The following is a 15,638-nucleotide window of genomic DNA, read 5'->3' on the forward strand; positions in this document are numbered from 1 at the left end:
TATGAGCAGTTATCGGATCGCAGTATTGCCGGGTGACGGCATTGGCCCGGAAGTGATGGCCGAAGCCGTCAAGGTGCTGGAAAAGGTGCAGGCCAAATTCGGCTTCGCCCTCGACTACGAGCGCCATGACGTGGGCGGTATCGCCATCGACAACCATGGCACCCCGCTGCCCCAGAGCACCATTGCAGGCTGTGAAGCGGCCGATGCGGTGCTGTTCGGCTCGGTGGGCGGCCCCAAGTGGGAGCACCTGCCCCCCAACGATCAGCCGGAACGCGGCGCCCTGCTGCCCCTGCGCGCCCACTTCAAGCTGTTCTGCAACCTGCGTCCGGCCCGCATCTACACCGGTCTGGAGCAGTTCTCACCGCTGCGGGCCGACATCTCGGATCGCGGTTTTGACATTGCCTGCGTGCGCGAGCTGACCGGTGGCATCTACTTCGGTCAGCCCAAGGGGCGTGAAGGGGAAGGCCCCACCGAGAAGGCGTTCGACACCGAGGTGTACCATCGCTTCGAGATCGAGCGCATCGCCAAGATCGCCTTCGAGTCGGCCCGGGTGCGCAAGGCCAAGGTCACCTCCATCGACAAGGCCAACGTGCTCGCCTCCTCCATTTTGTGGCGCGAAGTGGTGACCGAAGTCGCCAAGTCCTATCCGGACGTGGCGCTGAATCACATGTACATCGACAACGCCACCATGCAGCTCATCAAGGATCCGTCCCAGTTCGACGTGCTGCTCTGCTCCAATCTGTTCGGTGACATCCTCTCAGACGAGTGCGCCATGATCACCGGCTCCATGGGGCTGCTCCCCTCCGCCAGCCTCAACGAATCGGGCTTCGGTCTGTTCGAGCCGGCCGGTGGCTCGGCGCCGGACATCGCCGGCAAGGGCATTGCCAACCCCATCGCCCAGATCCTCTCCGCCGCCCTGATGCTGCGCTATAGCCTGGGCCAGGAAGCCGCCGCCCAGGCCATCGAGCAGGCCGTGGCCCAGACCCTGGCCGAGGGTTACTTCACCGCCGACCTGCATCAGGCCAGCGCCCGTCACCCGGTGCAGAGCACGGCCGAGATGGGCAGCCAGATCGCCGCGCGCATCTGACCCCACGGCATTGATAACAAGGAAACCGAGCAATGGCCAAGACCCTCTATCAGAAAGTATTCGACGCCCACGTGGTCCGGGAAGTGGAGGGGGAAACCCCCCTCATCTACATCGACCGCCATCTGGTGCATGAAGTGACCAGCCCGCAGGCATTCGACGGCCTGCGCGCCATGAACCGCCAGTTGCGCCGCCCGGATCTGACCTGGGCCACCATGGATCACAACGTCTCCACCACCACCAAGGACATCGCCGCCTCCGGTGAGATGGCCCGCATCCAGATGGAAACGCTGGCCACCAACTGCAAGGAGTTCGGGGTTCGTCTTTATGACCTGAACCACCAATACCAGGGCATAGTCCACGTGATGGGCCCCGAGCTCGGCATCACCTTGCCCGGTACAACCATCGTCTGCGGCGACTCCCACACTGCCACCCACGGCGCCTTCGGCTCGCTGGCCTTCGGCATCGGCACCTCCGAGGTGGAGCATGTGATGGCCACCCAGACCCTGAAACAGGGCCGCGCCAAGACCATGCGCATTTCGGTCAACGGCAAGCTGGCCGAGGGCATCAGCGCCAAAGACGTGGTGCTGGCCATTATCGGCAAGGTCGGCCATGCCGGCGGTACCGGCTATGTGGTGGAGTTCGCTGGCGAGGCCATCGCGAGCCTCACCATGGAAGGGCGCATGACGGTGTGCAACATGGCCATCGAGCTTGGCGCCAAAGCCGGCATGATCGCCCCCGACCAGACCACCATCGACTACATCCGTGGCAAGGAGTTCGCACCCAAGGGAGAGGCGCTGGAGCAAGCCATCGCCTACTGGCAGAGCCTCAAGAGCGACGCCGATGCCAGTTTTGATGCCGAGGTAGTGCTCGACGCTGCCGACATCGCCCCGCAGGTCACCTGGGGCACCAACCCGGGTCAGGTGATCGCCGTCAATGAACCCATTCCGGCGCCGGAATCCTTCAGCGATCTGATGGAGCAACAGTCAGCCCGCAAGGCGCTCGCCTACATGGACCTGCAGCCGGGTCAGAAGCTCTCCGATGTCGCCATCGACAAGGTGTTCATCGGATCCTGCACCAACAGCCGTATCGAGGATCTGCGCGCCGCCGCCGCCATCGCCCGCGGTCGCAAGGTCGCGGCCGGGGTGCAGGCGCTGGTAGTGCCGGGCTCCGAACAGGTGAAGGCGCAGGCCGAGGCCGAGGGGCTGGACAAGATCTTCATCGAGGCTGGCTTTGAGTGGCGCCTGCCCGGCTGCTCCATGTGTCTGGCCATGAACAACGACCGGCTGCAACCGGGGGAGCGCTGCGCCTCCACCAGCAACCGCAACTTCGAAGGGCGTCAGGGCCGTGCCGGCCGCACCCATCTAGTGAGCCCGGCCATGGCCGCCGCCGCCGCCGTCACCGGCCGCTTCGCCGACATTCGTGCACTGTAAGAGGGAACGTACATGACAGGTTTCAAACAGCATAAAGGGATCGTCGTCCCCCTCGACAGCGCCAACGTCGACACCGACGCCATCATTCCCAAGCAGTTTCTGCAGAAGGTCAACCGCATCGGTTTTGGCAAGCACCTGTTCCACGACTGGCGCTTCCTGGACGATGCCGGTCAGCAGCCCAACCCCGAGTTTGTGCTCAATCAGCCGCAGTTCGCCGGTGCCAGCATCCTGCTGGCCCGCGAGAACTTCGGTTGTGGCTCAAGTCGCGAGCATGCCCCCTGGGCGCTGGCGGATTACGGCTTCAAGACCATCATTGCCCCGAGCTTCGCCGACATCTTCTACGGCAACGCCATCAACAACGGCATGGTGCCGGTGCGACTGAGGGAGGAGGAGGTTGACGCCCTGTTCCAACTGGTTGCCGCCCAGCCGGGCATCGAGATCGAAGTGGATCTGGAGGCCAATCAGGTGCGCGCAGGTAGCCTCTGCTTCGGTTTCGAGATCGACGAGTTCCGCCGTTACTGCCTGCTCAACGGGCTGGACGCCATCGGCCTGACCCTGCAGCACGAAGCCGCCATCAGCGCCTTCGAGGCGAAGCAGCCGAGCTGGATTTGACCCATCAGTTGCCATAAAACGAGTAGAATCAACAGGGAGCCTCGGCTCCCTGTTTTATTGTCAGGCCAGGCTACACGCATGGCCGGCCACTTCTGCATGCCCGACGGGACACTCGAATGAAGATGACGATCGCCCTCCCCCTGCTCTGCAGCCTCTGGCTGGCGCTGCCGGTCTGCGCCGGGCAGACCTATTTCAACAGCAGCGGCGGTCAGCTCAACGTCGGCTGGCAGGATAAGGATGGCAAGGCACAGCAGCTCACCTATCGGCTGGAAGCGGGCAAGCTGCCGCCGCTCATCGCCTATCGGCCGGCCCGCATGCAGGAGGACGTGCTGCAGAGCCTGCTACAACAGGGGATGGCCGAGTTCCCTACCGTGCAGTTTTCCCTCTCTCGCCCCCAGATGGAGCTCAAGATCAAGGGACGCCAGCCTGAGCAGGTCAACAAGGCCATGGGCTGGCTTACCCAGCAACGGGACAAGCTGGAAGCCGAGTGGCTCAAGCAGCACTATTTCCAGCCCTTCACCGCCCCCGACGGCGCCGCCGCCATCAAGCAGGACCATGTGCGCATCGCGCTGGAGAGTCGCAGCGAACTGGCGCCGCTGGCCGAGCAGCTCAAGCAGCAGGGCGGCACCGAGACCGAAGCCCGCCAGAAGACGGTGGCCCATATGCTCGACTTCGTACAATCCATCCCCTATCAGCTGCTCGACAGCCAGTCGGGGCGCCAGGGGAAGGGCTTTTTAACCCCACGCCAGGTGCTGGAGCAGAACCAGGGCGACTGCGACAGCAAGGTGACCCTGATGGCCGCCATGCTGGCCCAGCTCTTTCCCGAATTGAAACAGGCCATGGTGTTCGTACCAGGCCATGCTCTGCTGGGAGTGGCGCTGCCAGCCAAGCCGGGTGAGGCCACCCTGAACCGGGAAGGGGAAACCTATCTGCTGATGGAGCCCACCGGCCCGGCCCAGCTGGCGATGGGCCAGCTGGCACCCACCAGCAAGACCCTCATCGACAGCAAGCAGCTGAGCGTGCAGCCGGTTCGCGCGGATAAATAGCGCCGCGTCGGGGTAGTCGTGAAAACAAGGGGAAATACGCCAGAATGAAATCGACCAGCCTGGGGCTGGTCGATGCATGACGAAGGGGTGACGGCCGCTCAGGCGAGGGCCTGGAACTCGATAGCCAGCAGCAGTCCATCCTCTTCTTCCAGCACCCGGATGATGCGGGCCTGCGCCTCGAAGGGAGGCAGCAGGTTGTTGTTGGTGGCCAGGCTCACCCGAATGGGTTGGCTCACATCGAGCTGATGCTCGGCGACGGCGATCCCCATGCCGTTGGCGCTGAGATCCCGGCAGACCCCTTCCAGTACCTGCTGTTGCTGAAAGATGGTGACGGGGGCATTGATTATCATGCGCTGGAAGGCGCGCCTTTCCTTGGTGCTGGTGATCACGCGAACATCCTCTGTTGTCTGACGCCGTCTCGCTGGCCCGCAGGAACAATTGTGCTGGCCTCCCCCCAAGAACGTTAATACAATGCGGTTCGTTTCTCAAACGGGGTGCGGTTTACCGCTGAGATTATACCCGTGAACCTGATCCAGATAATGCTGGCGGAGGAATTTGAGGCATGGCGCTCATTTTTTGCGCCCTCATCCGCTGGCACCTCATTGCTAAGGGAGTGCCACTCATGAAAACCCTGCTGCTGGTCGCCACCAGCCTGCTCAGTGCCCAGGCCTTCGCGGCCGAGACCCTCACCGTCTACACCTACAACTCCTTCACCGCCGAATGGGGACCCGGTCCCAAGATCAAGCAGGCCTTCGAGAAGGAGTGCGGCTGCACCCTCAAACTGGTGCCGCTTGAAGATGGCGTGGCGATCCTCAACCGGCTGCGGCTGGAAGGCAAACACAGCAAGGCAGATCTGGTGCTGGGGCTGGACGATGCACTCGTCAGCGAAGCCAAACAGAGCGGCCTGTTTGCCCCCCACGGCAGCAAGCTGGACGGAGTCAAAGTGCCGGGCGGCTGGCAGGACGATACTTTCGTCCCCTACGACTACGGCTACTTCGCCTTCGTCTACGACCAGAGCAAGCTCAAGAACCCGCCCAAGAGCCTCAAAGAGCTGGTAGCGCGCCCGGACCTCAAGGTGATCTATCAGGATCCGCGCACCTCCACCCCGGGTCAGGGGCTGATGCTGTGGATGAAGTCGGTCTACGGGGATGAGGCACCAGCCGCTTGGGCACAGCTGGCCAAGAAGACGGTCACCGTCACCAAGGGCTGGTCCGAGGCCTACGGCATGTTCCTCGACGGCGAGGCGGACATGGTGCTCTCCTACACCAGCTCCCCGGCCTATCACCTGATTGCCGAAAACAAGCCGCAGTATCAGGCTGCGGCGTTTGAGGAGGGTCATTACCGCCAGGTGGAAGTCGCCGCCAAGCTCAGCAGCGCCACCCAGGGCAAGCTGGCAGATAAGTTCCTGCAGTTCATGACAAGCCCCGCCTTCCAGAACGAGATAGCCACCGGCAACTGGATGTATCCGGTGATCGACACGCCGCTGCCCAAGGGCTTCGAGCAGATGATCACCGTAGCCAAGCCGCTTGCCTTCAGCAGCGACGAGGTGGCCGCCAATCGCAAGAACTGGATCCGCGAGTGGCTGCAAGCCGTCACCCAGTGAGCAGTATCTTCGCCAGAGCGCAGGCTCGTCCCCTCTGGTGGCTGCCGGGCAGTGCTGCCACCCTGATCATCCTGCTGCTCTCCTTGGGGCCGCTGGCGGCCCTGTTGTGGCAGGCCGGGGCGCTGGCGCCCCGTACCCTGCTGGCCGACCCCTACCTGCGCCACGTGCTGGGCTTCAGCCTCTGGCAGGCGCTGCTCTCCACCCTGCTGAGCCTGGGGCTGGCCATTCCGGTGGCCCGCGCCCTGGCGCGGCGCCGCTTTCCGGGTCGCACCCTGCTCATCAAGCTGTTCGGCCTTTCGCTGGTATTGCCGGTCATCATCGCCATCTTCGGCATCGTCGCGGTACACGGCAAACAGGGTTGGTTGCCACAGCTGCTGCACGGGCTGGGGCTTGCCCCTGGCAATTATCTTTATGGTCTGTTCGGTATCCTGCTGGCCCACATCTTCTTCAACATGCCGCTGGCGGCGCGCTTGTTGCTGCAGAGCCTAGAGGGCATCCCCGAGTCCTCCTGGCGCCTCGCCAGCCAGCTCGGCATGCGCTCCTCCCACATCTTCCGGCTGCTGGAGTGGCCGCTGATCCGGGCCCAGTTGCCAGGCTTGGCCAGCCTCATCTTCATGCTCTGCTTCACCAGCTTCGCCACCGTGCTGGCGCTCGGGGGCGGCCCCAAATCCACCACACTGGAGGTAGCCGTCTATCAGGCGCTGCGCTTTGACTTCGATCTCGCCACTGCCGGCGGACTGGCACTGGTGCAGCTCATCCTGACCGCCGCCCTGCTGATGCTGCAGCACAAGCTGCAGAGCAGCCCGGCCAGCCGGATCACTTCTCATCGCCCCTGTCTGCGCCCGGACCGCCATCAGCCGGGAACCAGTCTGGTGGACGCCCTCGCCCTCAGTATCGGGCTGGCGGTATTCCTGCCCCCCTTGCTGGCGATCGTGGTAGCCGGCCTCAACCCCGGCCTGCCAGATGCACTGACCTCAAGCAAGTTGTGGCTGGCCAGCGGCCAGTCGCTGCTAATCGCGCTGGCGGCGGGCAGCCTGGCCACCCTGCTCGGCAGTGCGCTGCTGCTCACCAGCCGTCACCTGCGCGTGCGGGCCCACAAGCGGCGGGCCGCCGCCCTGTGGGAGACCAGCGGCTCGGTGATCCTGATGATCCCGGCGGTAGTGCTCTCCACCGGCCTGTTCATCCTGTTCATGCCGTTCGCCGACGTTTTCGCCCTCGGTCCCTGGCTGGTGGTGCTGGTCAATGCCCTGATGGCGCTGCCCTATGTGCTGCGTACCCTCTCCGCTCCCATGCAATTGGTGGTGCGCCAATACGACCGGCTGGCCGACAGCCTGGGAGTACGCGGCCTGCATCGCCTGCGGCTGGTGGAGTGGCCCCTGCTGCGCCGTCCGCTGGGCCAGGCGGCGGCGCTGGCCATGATATTGTCGCTCGGGGATCTCGGCGCCATCGCCATGTTCGGCAGCCAGGAGCTCACCACCCTGCCCTGGCTACTCTATCAACAGCTTGGCAGCTACCGATTGACCGAAGCGGCTGCTACCGCCCTGCTGCTGCTGCTGCTCTGTTTCTCCCTGTTCTGGCTGATTGAACGTGGCCTGGGAGGCAAGCATGCAGAGCATTGAAGCGCACGCCCCAACCGTTTATTCGACCGTCCGGCCGGTCGAGCGGCCCCTTGGAGAAGAGAACATGCTGAATATTGATCAGCTGGTCACCAGCTACCCGGACTGGCGCGTCAGCTTCAGCGCCACCCTGCCCAAGGGGGAGATCACCGCGCTGATTGGCCCGAGCGGTGCTGGCAAGTCGACCCTGCTCGGCATGATCGCCGGTTTCGTGCCGGTAGAGTCCGGCACCCTCGACTTCGATGGCGAGGATCTATTGCCGCTTGGCCCGGCCGCGCGGCCGGTCACCACCCTGTTTCAGGATCACAACCTGTTCCTGCATCTGTCGGTGTTCGACAACATCGCCATCGGCCTGCACCCCGGCCTGCGCCTGAACGCAGCCCAACGGGCTCAGGTGAAAGATGCCGCGAGCCGGGTCGGCCTTGGCGAGATGCTCACCCGGCTGCCGGAACAGCTCTCCGGCGGCCAGCAACAGCGGGTCGGGCTGGCCCGCGCCCTGGTGCGGGGCAAGCCACTGCTGCTGCTGGATGAACCCTTCTCGGCGCTCGATCCGGCCCTACGCCGGGAGATGCTGGCGGAAGTGGCGAGGCTTGCCTGCGAGCAGGGCATTACCGTGCTGATGGTGTCTCACAACCCGGAGGATGCCCAGCTCATTGCCGATCAAGTCCTGTTCGTCGACGAGGGGCGCATCGCCCTGCAGGGCACCCCGGACATCCTGCACAACAGCGACCACCCCGGTCTGCTGCGCTACCTTGGCCGCGCGCTAGCACCATAGTGAATGGCTCATCCCCCTGTCATGCCGGAGGATGCCCAGCTGATTGCGCCGACCAGGTGTTGTTCGTGGACGAGGGGCGTATCGCCCTGCAGGGTACGCCGGATATCCTGCACAACAGCGACCACCCCGGTCTGCTGCGCTACCTTGGCCGCGCGCAGGAACCATGACCGGCGACGGGATCAAAAAAGGGAAGCCGCTTGGCTTCCCTTTTTCATACGAAGATAGTCAGTCAAATTAGAGGTTTTCCTCGGCGAAGGAGGCGAGCTTGCTGCGCACCACCCCGTTCAGGAAGATGTTGGCACTGCCGTCGAAATCTTTGAAACGCTCGACGATATAGGTCAGACCCGAAGTCACCGGGCTCAGGTAGTTGGAGTCGATCTGGGCCAGGTTGCCGGAGCAGACGATCTTGGTGCCCTCGCCACAGCGGGTGATGATGGTCTTGATCTGGGACGCGGTCAGGTTCTGGCACTCGTCCAGCAGCACGAAGGTGTTCTGGATGCTGCGCCCGCGCATGAAGTTGACCGATTTGAACTGGATGTTGGCCTTCTCCATGATGTAGCTGAGGGACCCGCTCATGTTCTCGTCCTGCTTGTGCAGCACCTCCAGGGTATCGGTCACCGCCGCCAGCCAGGGCATCATTTTCTCTTCTTCGGTACCAGGCAGGAAGCCGATGCTCTCGGCGATTTCCGGGGTGTTTCGGGTGACGATCACCTTCTCGTAGATCCCCTTCTCGATCACCAGCTCCAGCGCGGCAGCCATGGCCAGCAGGGTCTTGCCGCAGCCCGCCGGGCCGGTCAGGATCACCAGGTCGATGTGCGGATCGAGCAGCGCATCGAGCGCCATCCCCTGATAGACGTTCTTGGGATGAACCCCCCACGCCTTGCGGGACATCAGCCGCTCACGCCCCAGATCCTTGATGCGGATCTTCTGGCTGTCGTGGCTGAGCACCCGGGCGGCAAAGAAGTTCTCTTCATCGATCAGGTACTGGTTGACGTGAATGCCCTCCAGCAGGTTGGCATCGATGACGTGAACGGTATCGCGGCCATGGGTCTCGCTGTCGCACTCGCCGACCCGCTCCCAGAAGCTGCCAGGCACCACCTGGAAGCCCTTGGCCAGCAGGCGGATGTCGTCGATCAGCTGGTCGCTGCGGTAATCCTCGACGTGGGCAAGCCCGGCGCCCTTCGCCTTGAGCCGCATGTTGATGTCTTTGGTGACCAGCACCACCTGACGTTTCAACTCGTGCTTTTGCAGGTAGAGGGCCGCGTTGATGATGCGGTTGTCGGCCTCCTTGTCGGTGAACACCTCGGCATCCTGCGGCAGATGGTGATCACTGAAGATGGAGATGTGACCGCTCGCCTCGCCGGCCAGCGCCACCCCCTGCGCAATCTGCTCCGGCGTTGCATCGCGGAATACATCCTCCAGCGCCCGGATGGCCACCCGCGCATCGCGGCTGACGTCCTTGTGGCGATCCTTGATGTTGTCGAGCTCTTCCAGCACCGTCATGGGGATGAGCACGTCGTGCTCTTTGAAGGAGTAGATGGCGAGGGGTTCGTGAAGCAGAACGTTGGTATCCAGGATAAACAGCTTTCGGTCCGTGTTGTCCATAAGCATCCTCCTTGGCACTGAAGGTGCCACGTGTGTGAATCTCAGATGTCATTGAAACCACACGGCCGTGACAGTTTTATTACCCCCAACGCTACGCCCGATTTTACTATCACGCAACAAATCGCGTGTGCCGTCGGTGCGTTTGAACAGAAAAGCAGCAATGAAAAAGGCCGGCACCAAGGCCGGCCTGTTGTCTGCTATCAATCACTCAACCGCACTTGGAATCGCCGCAGTTGAGGCAGGTCATGCAGCCATCCTTCTGCACCAGCGCCTTGCTGTGGCACTTGTAGCAAAGCGCCGCACCGGGTGGAAAACCGCTCCCGGCCTGCTGCTCGTCGGCCTGTTGCCGGGCTTGCAGCTCGGCCTGCTTGCCGGCCAGGAACGCCTGCTGGTGTTCATCCAGCCCGGCCACCTTGAGCATGCCGATCTCGGTGAGATGGGTTTCGATCACGTTGCCAATTTCGGCGATAAGCGAGGGTACGTACTTGCCCTTGTTCCAGTAGCCGCCCTTGGGGTCGAACACCGAGCGCAGCTCCTCCACCAGGAAGGTAACATCCCCCCCCTTGCGAAACACCGCCGAGATGATGCGAGTCAGCGCCACGATCCACTGGTAGTGCTCCAGGCTCTTGGAGTTGATGAAGATCTCGAACGGGCGGCGAGTCTCGTGCACCGTCCCCTCGTTGAGAATGATGTCGTTGATGGTGATGAACAGCGAGTGCTCGGAGACATGCTCCGGCGTCTTCAGCTTGTAGGTGGTGCCCATCAACCGCTCCGGCCGCAACACCGTCTCGTGCATGTGAACCACGTCATCCTGCACAGGGAGTTGCTGCGGTTCATCCCGGGTTTTCACCTGGTAGGCGACGATTTTCCTGTCGATTTTCTTGACCATGCGCTCGTCCTCAGAATTTACCGTAATAGCCTTCTTTCAAGGCCTCATAGAGGTTGGCAGCAGTGTGCAGCTCGCCATCGTATTCGATCTCTTCGTTCCCTTTCGCCGTGACGACCGAGCCATCCTCCAGGGTAAACTCGTACAGGGTGTTCTCCAGATCCTGCTCCTTCACCAGCACCCCCTGGAAGGCTGCCGGGTTGAACCGGAAGGTGGTGCATCCCTTGAGCCCCGAATCCGACGCATAGAGGTAGATGTCCTTGAACTGCTCGAACGGAAAGTCGGTCGGCACGTTGGCCGTCTTGGAGATGGAGGAGTCGATCCAGCGCTGGGCCGCCGCTTGAATGTCTACGTGCTGGGCCGGGCTGATGTCGTCTGCGGTGATGAAGTAATCCGGCAACCGGGTCGCCTCATCCTCGGCATAAGGCATGGCAGCCGGATTGACCAGCTCGCGGTAGGCCAGCAGCTCATAGGAGTAGACGTCCACGCTCTCCTTGCTCTTCTTGCCCGGCTTGATGACGTTGCGACTGTAGTGATGGGCAAAGCTCGGCTCGATGCCGTTGCTGGCGTTGTTGGCCAGCGACAGCGAGATGGTGCCGGTCGGCGCAATGCTGCTGTGGTGGGTGAAACGCCCCCCCACCTCGGCCAGCTCGGCAACCAGGGCGGGATCCACCTCGGCCACCTGCTGCATGTAGCGGCTGTAACGGGCGTGCAGCACCTTGCCCTTCACCTTGTCACCGAGCTTGATGCCGTCAGCCGCCATCTCGGGGCGCAGCCGCAGCAACTTGCCCGTCACCTCGAACTCCTGCTCCATGATGGGGGCCGGACCTTTCTCCTTCGCCAAGGCCAGGGACTCGCGCCAGCCGGTCATGGCCAGCTCCTGAGATACCTGCTCGGTAAAGGCGACGGCGGCGGCAGAGCCGTATTTTATCCGCAGCATGGTGAGGGCCGAGCCGAGACCGAGGAAGCCCATGCCATGACGGCGTTTGCTGATGATCTCTTCGCGCTGCCTGGCAAGCGGCAGCTGGTTGATCTCCACCACGTTGTCCAGCATGCGGGTGAAGATGGCCACCACCTTGCGAAAGGCGGACCAGTCGAAGGCGGCCTGTTCGGTGAAAGGGTCGCGCACGAACCGGGTCAGGTTGACGGACCCCAGCAGGCAGGCGCCATAGGGGGGCAGAGGCTGCTCACCGCAGGGGTTGGTGGCGCGGATCTCCTCGCAGAACCAGTTGTTGTTCATCTGATTGACCTTGTCGATCAGGATGAAGCCGGGCTCCGCGTAGTCATAGGTCGAAGTCATGATGACGTTCCACAGCTTGCGGGCAGGCAGGGTCTTGTAGACCTTGCAGGCAACTTGCCCCAGCTCGTTGAACACCACCCCTTCCCTGTTCGGCCAATCGGCCCAAAACACCTGAGTCGGATCGTCCAGCGTTATGCCGTCCTGCTCCACCTCCCTGGCGGTGTAGGGGAAGATAAGCTGCCAGGGGGCATCCTCTTTCACCGCCTTGACGAACTCTTCGGTGATGAGCAGGGAGAGGTTGAACTGACGCAGACGGCCATCCTCCCGCTTGGCCTGGATAAACTCGACAACATCGGGGTGACGGATATCCATGGTGCCCATCTGGGCGCCGCGACGACCACCGGCGGACGAGACGGTGAAACACATTTTGTCGTAGATATCCATGAAGGAGAGCGGGCCCGAGGTATAGGCCCCGGCACCGGAGACAAAAGCCCCGCGCGGGCGCAGGGTTGAAAAATCATAGCCGATGCCACAACCGGCTTTCAGGGTCAGTCCCGCTTCGTGCACCTTGCCGAGGATATCGTCCATCGAATCCTCGATGGTGCCGGAGACGGTGCAGTTGATGGTCGAGGTCGCCGGCTTGTGCTCGAAGGCTCCCGCATTGGACGTGATGCGGCCCGCCGGGATGGCACCGTTGCGCAGTGCCCACAGGAAGGGCTCATACCAGACGTCTGGCTGCGACTCCTGGCCAGCCAGGGCACGAGCGACCCGCTGGTAGGTTTCATCGATCGTGCCATCAATGGGGACGCCATCCTTGCTCTTGAGACGATACTTGCTATCCCAGATCTCGAAGGAAGTTTCCTGCAGGGGGATCAAGCGAGAGACGCTCTCACTCTCCTGCACCGGGTTGGATTTAGCCATGTTCAATCAACCTCATGTGAATGGAACAACGTCACGACAGTAGCAACAAACACAACCAATAGCGAACAAACAAAATAAAAACACTATATGTAGTATTTTTAATAACGAGAGAGCCTGTCTCATCCTAAAAAAAACACCCCGGCCAGCGGTGTGCTGGGCCGGGGCATTGACCGATTCATCGCCCGGGAAACGTGCTTCCCGGTCCAGATCAGGGTTTCTTGACGTACACGGTCGGGGTATCGCCCGCCATGTTCAGATAGAACTCATAGACGCCATCCGCATCCGGCGAGAACTTCATGTCTTCATATTTGGAGCAGGGGTTGACCGGTACGGCTTCACCACCCAGCACGGCAACGCCGTCGCTCGGGCTCTTGTAGCCGAAATTGGTGCCACAGCTCCAGCCGGAGTCGGCGAACTTGAACTTGTAGGGAGCCCACTCTTTCTTGAGCGTTCCCTTGGCCATGTAGAGCTTGTCGGCTACCTTGACCACCTTGCTCGCGTCGGTTGCCATCCAGTCGTTCATCTCCCCACGCAGGTAGATGGACTTGCCACCGAAATCGCTGTTGTCCGCAGCCGCTTGCTCAGCGCCACCGTGAGATGCGCAACCGCCTAATACCAGGGTTCCCGCCGCCAGCATCATCGTTACTGTTCTTTTGAACATGTGTCCATTCCTCAGATTATTGTGATTCCTTGGCCCATCGAACGTGGGCAGACGAATTAAAGCAGAGCAGGCATCACAAGAAAGGTAGAGGCATCACATTCTGTGCTTTTTCTGTTCAGCAATTGAATTAATGAACAAATATCAACCAAACAAAAGGTGGACCATATAAGGAACGAGATCAGGAAAGATGATCTTGAGCGATCAGATAAATGGGGTTCAGAGAGGGAAAGGCTGAATTTCAGACAATAAAAAACCCCGCTCAGATGAGCGGGGTTTCTCGTGTTGGGTGCCTGGCAGTGTCCTACTCTCGCATGGCGAATGCCACACTACCATCGGCGCTACCGCGTTTCACTTCTGAGTTCGGCATGGGATCAGGTGGTTCCACGGCGCTATGGCCGCCAGGCAAATTCTTCAATCTGTGAAAGCTGATGTAAGTAATTCGTTCATTCGCTACAAGGCCAGAAACACTTCTTGGGTGTTGTATGGTTAAGCCTCACGGGTAATTAGTATGGGTTAGCTCAACACGTCGCCGCGCTTACACACCCCACCTATCAACGTTGTGGTCTCCAACGGCCCTTTAGGACCCTCAAGGGGTCAGGGATGACTCATCTCAGGGCTCGCTTCCCGCTTAGATGCTTTCAGCGGTTATCGATTCCGAACTTAGCTACCGGGCAGTGCCACTGGCGTGACAACCCGAACACCAGAGGTTCGTTCACTCCGGTCCTCTCGTACTAGGAGCAACTCCCTTCAATCATCCAACGCCCACGGCAGATAGGGACCGAACTGTCTCACGACGTTCTGAACCCAGCTCGCGTACCACTTTAAATGGCGAACAGCCATACCCTTGGGACCGACTTCAGCCCCAGGATGTGATGAGCCGACATCGAGGTGCCAAACACCGCCGTCGATATGAACTCTTGGGCGGTATCAGCCTGTTATCCCCGGAGTACCTTTTATCCGTTGAGCGATGGCCCTTCCATTCAGAACCACCGGATCACTATGACCTACTTTCGTACCTGCTCGACCTGTCCGTCTCGCAGTTAAGCTGGCTTATGCCATTGCACTAACCTCCTGATGTCCGACCAGGATTAGCCAACCTTCGTGCTCCTCCGTTACTCTTTGGGAGGAGACCGCCCCAGTCAAACTACCCACCAGGCACTGTCCGCGACCCGGATTCACGGGCCTGCGTTAGAACATCAAACATACAAGGGTGGTATTTCAAGGACGGCTCCAGCGCAACTGGCGTCACGCCTTCAAAGCCTCCCACCTATCCTACACATGTAGGTTCAATGTTCAGTGCCAAGCTGTAGTAAAGGTTCACGGGGTCTTTCCGTCTAGCCGCGGGTACACCGCATCTTCACGGCGAATTCGATTTCACTGAGTCTCGGGTGGAGACAGCATGGCCATGGTTACACCATTCGTGCAGGTCGGAACTTACCCGACAAGGAATTTCGCTACCTTAGGACCGTTATAGTTACGGCCGCCGTTTACCGGGGCTTCGATCAAGAGCTTCGCTTGCGCTAACCCCATCAATTAACCTTCCGGCACCGGGCAGGTGTCACACCCTATACGTCCACTTTCGTGTTTGCAGAGTGCTGTGTTTTTGATAAACAGTCCCAGCCATCTGGTCACTGCGACTCCCAACTGCTCCATCCGCAAGGGACTTCACTGTCAAGAGCGAACCTTCTCCCGAAGTTACGGTTCTATTTTGCCTAGTTCCTTCACCCGAGTTCTCTCAAGCGCCTTGGTATTCTCTACCCGACCACCTGTGTCGGTTTGGGGTACGATGACTTGTAATCTGAAGCTTAGAGGCTTTTCCTGGAAGCAGGGCATCAATGGCTTCCACACCGTAGTGTGTTCGTCTCGTGTCTCAGTGTTGTGTCTCCGGATTTGCCTAGAAACACCACCTACGCACTTTCACCAGGACAACCGTCGCCTGGCCCACCTAGCCTTCTCCGTCCCCCCATCGCAATTACAAGTCGTGCAGGAATATTAACCTGCTTCCCATCGACTACGCCTTTCGGCCTCGCCTTAGGGGTCGACTCACCCTGCCCCGATTAACGTTGGACAGGAACCCTTGGTCTTCCGGCGAGGAGGCTTTTCACCCCCTTTATCGTTACTTACGTCAGCATTCGCACTTCTGATATCTCCAGCAT

12 protein-coding genes, 2 rRNA genes, 1 pseudogene and 1 riboswitch are annotated in these 15,638 nt (G+C 61.0%); of the genes and pseudogenes, 8 read left to right on the plus strand and 7 right to left on the minus strand.

Translation table 11 applies throughout. The features are described from left to right. Position 1: 1 nt before the first annotated feature. From leuB to AACQ43_RS05945, 4 genes are all read left to right on the plus strand, one after another. Positions 2 to 1,087, plus strand: a complete 1,086-nt coding sequence (gene leuB / locus AACQ43_RS05930) for a 3-isopropylmalate dehydrogenase (RefSeq protein WP_043125041.1) — start codon at positions 2 to 4, stop codon at positions 1,085 to 1,087. Positions 1,088 to 1,119: 32 nt separating this feature from the next. Then, positions 1,120 to 2,517 carry a 3-isopropylmalate dehydratase large subunit gene (leuC, locus tag AACQ43_RS05935; protein WP_168966439.1) on the plus strand — a complete coding sequence of 466 codons (1,398 nt, stop codon included), beginning with the start codon at positions 1,120 to 1,122 and terminating at the stop codon, positions 2,515 to 2,517. Between the two features lie 12 nt (positions 2,518 to 2,529). Then, positions 2,530 to 3,129, plus strand: a complete 600-nt coding sequence (leuD, locus tag AACQ43_RS05940; protein WP_049048483.1) for a 3-isopropylmalate dehydratase small subunit — start codon at positions 2,530 to 2,532, stop codon at positions 3,127 to 3,129. A gap of 116 nt (positions 3,130 to 3,245) precedes the next feature. Beyond that, entirely contained in the window at positions 3,246 to 4,175 is a 930-nt protein-coding gene (locus AACQ43_RS05945; RefSeq protein WP_168966441.1) for a transglutaminase domain-containing protein, read from the plus strand. Positions 4,176 to 4,273: 98 nt separating this feature from the next. On the opposite strand, the gene AACQ43_RS05950 is transcribed toward AACQ43_RS05945, so the two are convergent. Beyond that, positions 4,274 to 4,564 (minus strand): PilZ domain-containing protein, encoded by a 291-nt coding sequence (locus AACQ43_RS05950; RefSeq protein ID WP_017410271.1) that lies wholly within the window; start codon positions 4,562 to 4,564, stop codon positions 4,274 to 4,276. A gap of 91 nt (positions 4,565 to 4,655) precedes the next feature. After that, a riboswitch (TPP riboswitch) is annotated at positions 4,656 to 4,746 on the plus strand. Between the two features lie 51 nt (positions 4,747 to 4,797). Between AACQ43_RS05950 and thiB the strand changes: the two genes are divergently transcribed. The 4 genes and pseudogenes from thiB to AACQ43_RS05970 all read left to right on the plus strand — a co-directional run. Further along, a complete protein-coding gene (gene thiB, locus AACQ43_RS05955; protein ID WP_168966443.1) occupies positions 4,798 to 5,778 on the plus strand; it encodes a thiamine ABC transporter substrate binding subunit in 981 nt (326 codons plus the stop codon). Beyond that, positions 5,775 to 7,397 (plus strand): thiamine/thiamine pyrophosphate ABC transporter permease, encoded by a 1,623-nt coding sequence (gene thiP / locus AACQ43_RS05960; RefSeq protein ID WP_168966445.1) that lies wholly within the window; start codon positions 5,775 to 5,777, stop codon positions 7,395 to 7,397. Before thiB ends, thiP begins: the two co-directional genes overlap by 4 nt. Positions 7,398 to 7,461: 64 nt before the next feature. Continuing rightward, positions 7,462 to 8,169, plus strand: a complete 708-nt coding sequence (gene thiQ / locus AACQ43_RS05965; RefSeq protein ID WP_045527994.1) for a thiamine ABC transporter ATP-binding protein — start codon at positions 7,462 to 7,464, stop codon at positions 8,167 to 8,169. 24 nt (positions 8,170 to 8,193) lie between these two features. Further along, positions 8,194 to 8,336: pseudogene (locus AACQ43_RS05970) on the plus strand (thiamine ABC transporter ATP-binding protein); the annotation flags it as partial. Between the two features lie 67 nt (positions 8,337 to 8,403). Here AACQ43_RS05970 and AACQ43_RS05975 read toward each other — a convergent pair. The 6 genes from AACQ43_RS05975 to AACQ43_RS06000 form a co-directional block, all read right to left on the minus strand. Then, positions 8,404 to 9,774: a PhoH family protein gene (locus AACQ43_RS05975; protein ID WP_011704812.1), complete on the minus strand. Its 1,371-nt coding sequence runs from the start codon at positions 9,772 to 9,774 to the stop codon at positions 8,404 to 8,406. A gap of 208 nt (positions 9,775 to 9,982) precedes the next feature. Continuing rightward, positions 9,983 to 10,663: a TSCPD domain-containing protein gene (locus tag AACQ43_RS05980; RefSeq protein WP_168966447.1), complete on the minus strand. Its 681-nt coding sequence runs from the start codon at positions 10,661 to 10,663 to the stop codon at positions 9,983 to 9,985. Between the two features lie 10 nt (positions 10,664 to 10,673). Next, a complete protein-coding gene (locus tag AACQ43_RS05985) occupies positions 10,674 to 12,821 on the minus strand; it encodes an adenosylcobalamin-dependent ribonucleoside-diphosphate reductase (protein ID WP_168966450.1) in 2,148 nt (715 codons plus the stop codon). A 208-nt stretch (positions 12,822 to 13,029) separates the two neighbouring features. Then, positions 13,030 to 13,482 (minus strand): pullulanase, encoded by a 453-nt coding sequence (locus tag AACQ43_RS05990; RefSeq protein ID WP_011704809.1) that lies wholly within the window; start codon positions 13,480 to 13,482, stop codon positions 13,030 to 13,032. Positions 13,483 to 13,770: 288 nt separating this feature from the next. Continuing rightward, a 5S ribosomal RNA gene (gene rrf, locus AACQ43_RS05995) occupies positions 13,771 to 13,885 on the minus strand. 79 nt (positions 13,886 to 13,964) lie between these two features. Next, positions 13,965 to 15,638: ribosomal RNA gene (locus tag AACQ43_RS06000) — 23S ribosomal RNA — on the minus strand; the annotation flags it as partial.

Source organism: Aeromonas sp. DNRA1 (genome assembly GCF_963888745.1).
In the GTDB taxonomy this organism is placed as follows: domain Bacteria; phylum Pseudomonadota; class Gammaproteobacteria; order Enterobacterales; family Aeromonadaceae; genus Aeromonas; species Aeromonas hydrophila.

Coding starts and splice junctions, on each gene's coding strand:
- leuB (WP_043125041.1), top strand. CDS start 2: ATGAGCAGTTATCGGATCGCAGTATTGCCGGGTGACGGCATTGGCCCG.
- leuC (WP_168966439.1), top strand. CDS start 1,120: ATGGCCAAGACCCTCTATCAGAAAGTATTCGACGCCCACGTGGTCCGG.
- leuD (WP_049048483.1), top strand. CDS start 2,530: ATGACAGGTTTCAAACAGCATAAAGGGATCGTCGTCCCCCTCGACAGC.
- AACQ43_RS05945 (WP_168966441.1), top strand. CDS start 3,246: ATGAAGATGACGATCGCCCTCCCCCTGCTCTGCAGCCTCTGGCTGGCG.
- thiB (WP_168966443.1), top strand. CDS start 4,798: ATGAAAACCCTGCTGCTGGTCGCCACCAGCCTGCTCAGTGCCCAGGCC.
- thiQ (WP_045527994.1), top strand. CDS start 7,462: ATGCTGAATATTGATCAGCTGGTCACCAGCTACCCGGACTGGCGCGTC.
- AACQ43_RS05975 (WP_011704812.1), bottom strand. CDS start 9,774: ATGGACAACACGGACCGAAAGCTGTTTATCCTGGATACCAACGTTCTG.
- AACQ43_RS05980 (WP_168966447.1), bottom strand. CDS start 10,663: ATGGTCAAGAAAATCGACAGGAAAATCGTCGCCTACCAGGTGAAAACC.
- AACQ43_RS05985 (WP_168966450.1), bottom strand. CDS start 12,821: ATGGCTAAATCCAACCCGGTGCAGGAGAGTGAGAGCGTCTCTCGCTTG.
- AACQ43_RS05990 (WP_011704809.1), bottom strand. CDS start 13,482: ATGTTCAAAAGAACAGTAACGATGATGCTGGCGGCGGGAACCCTGGTA.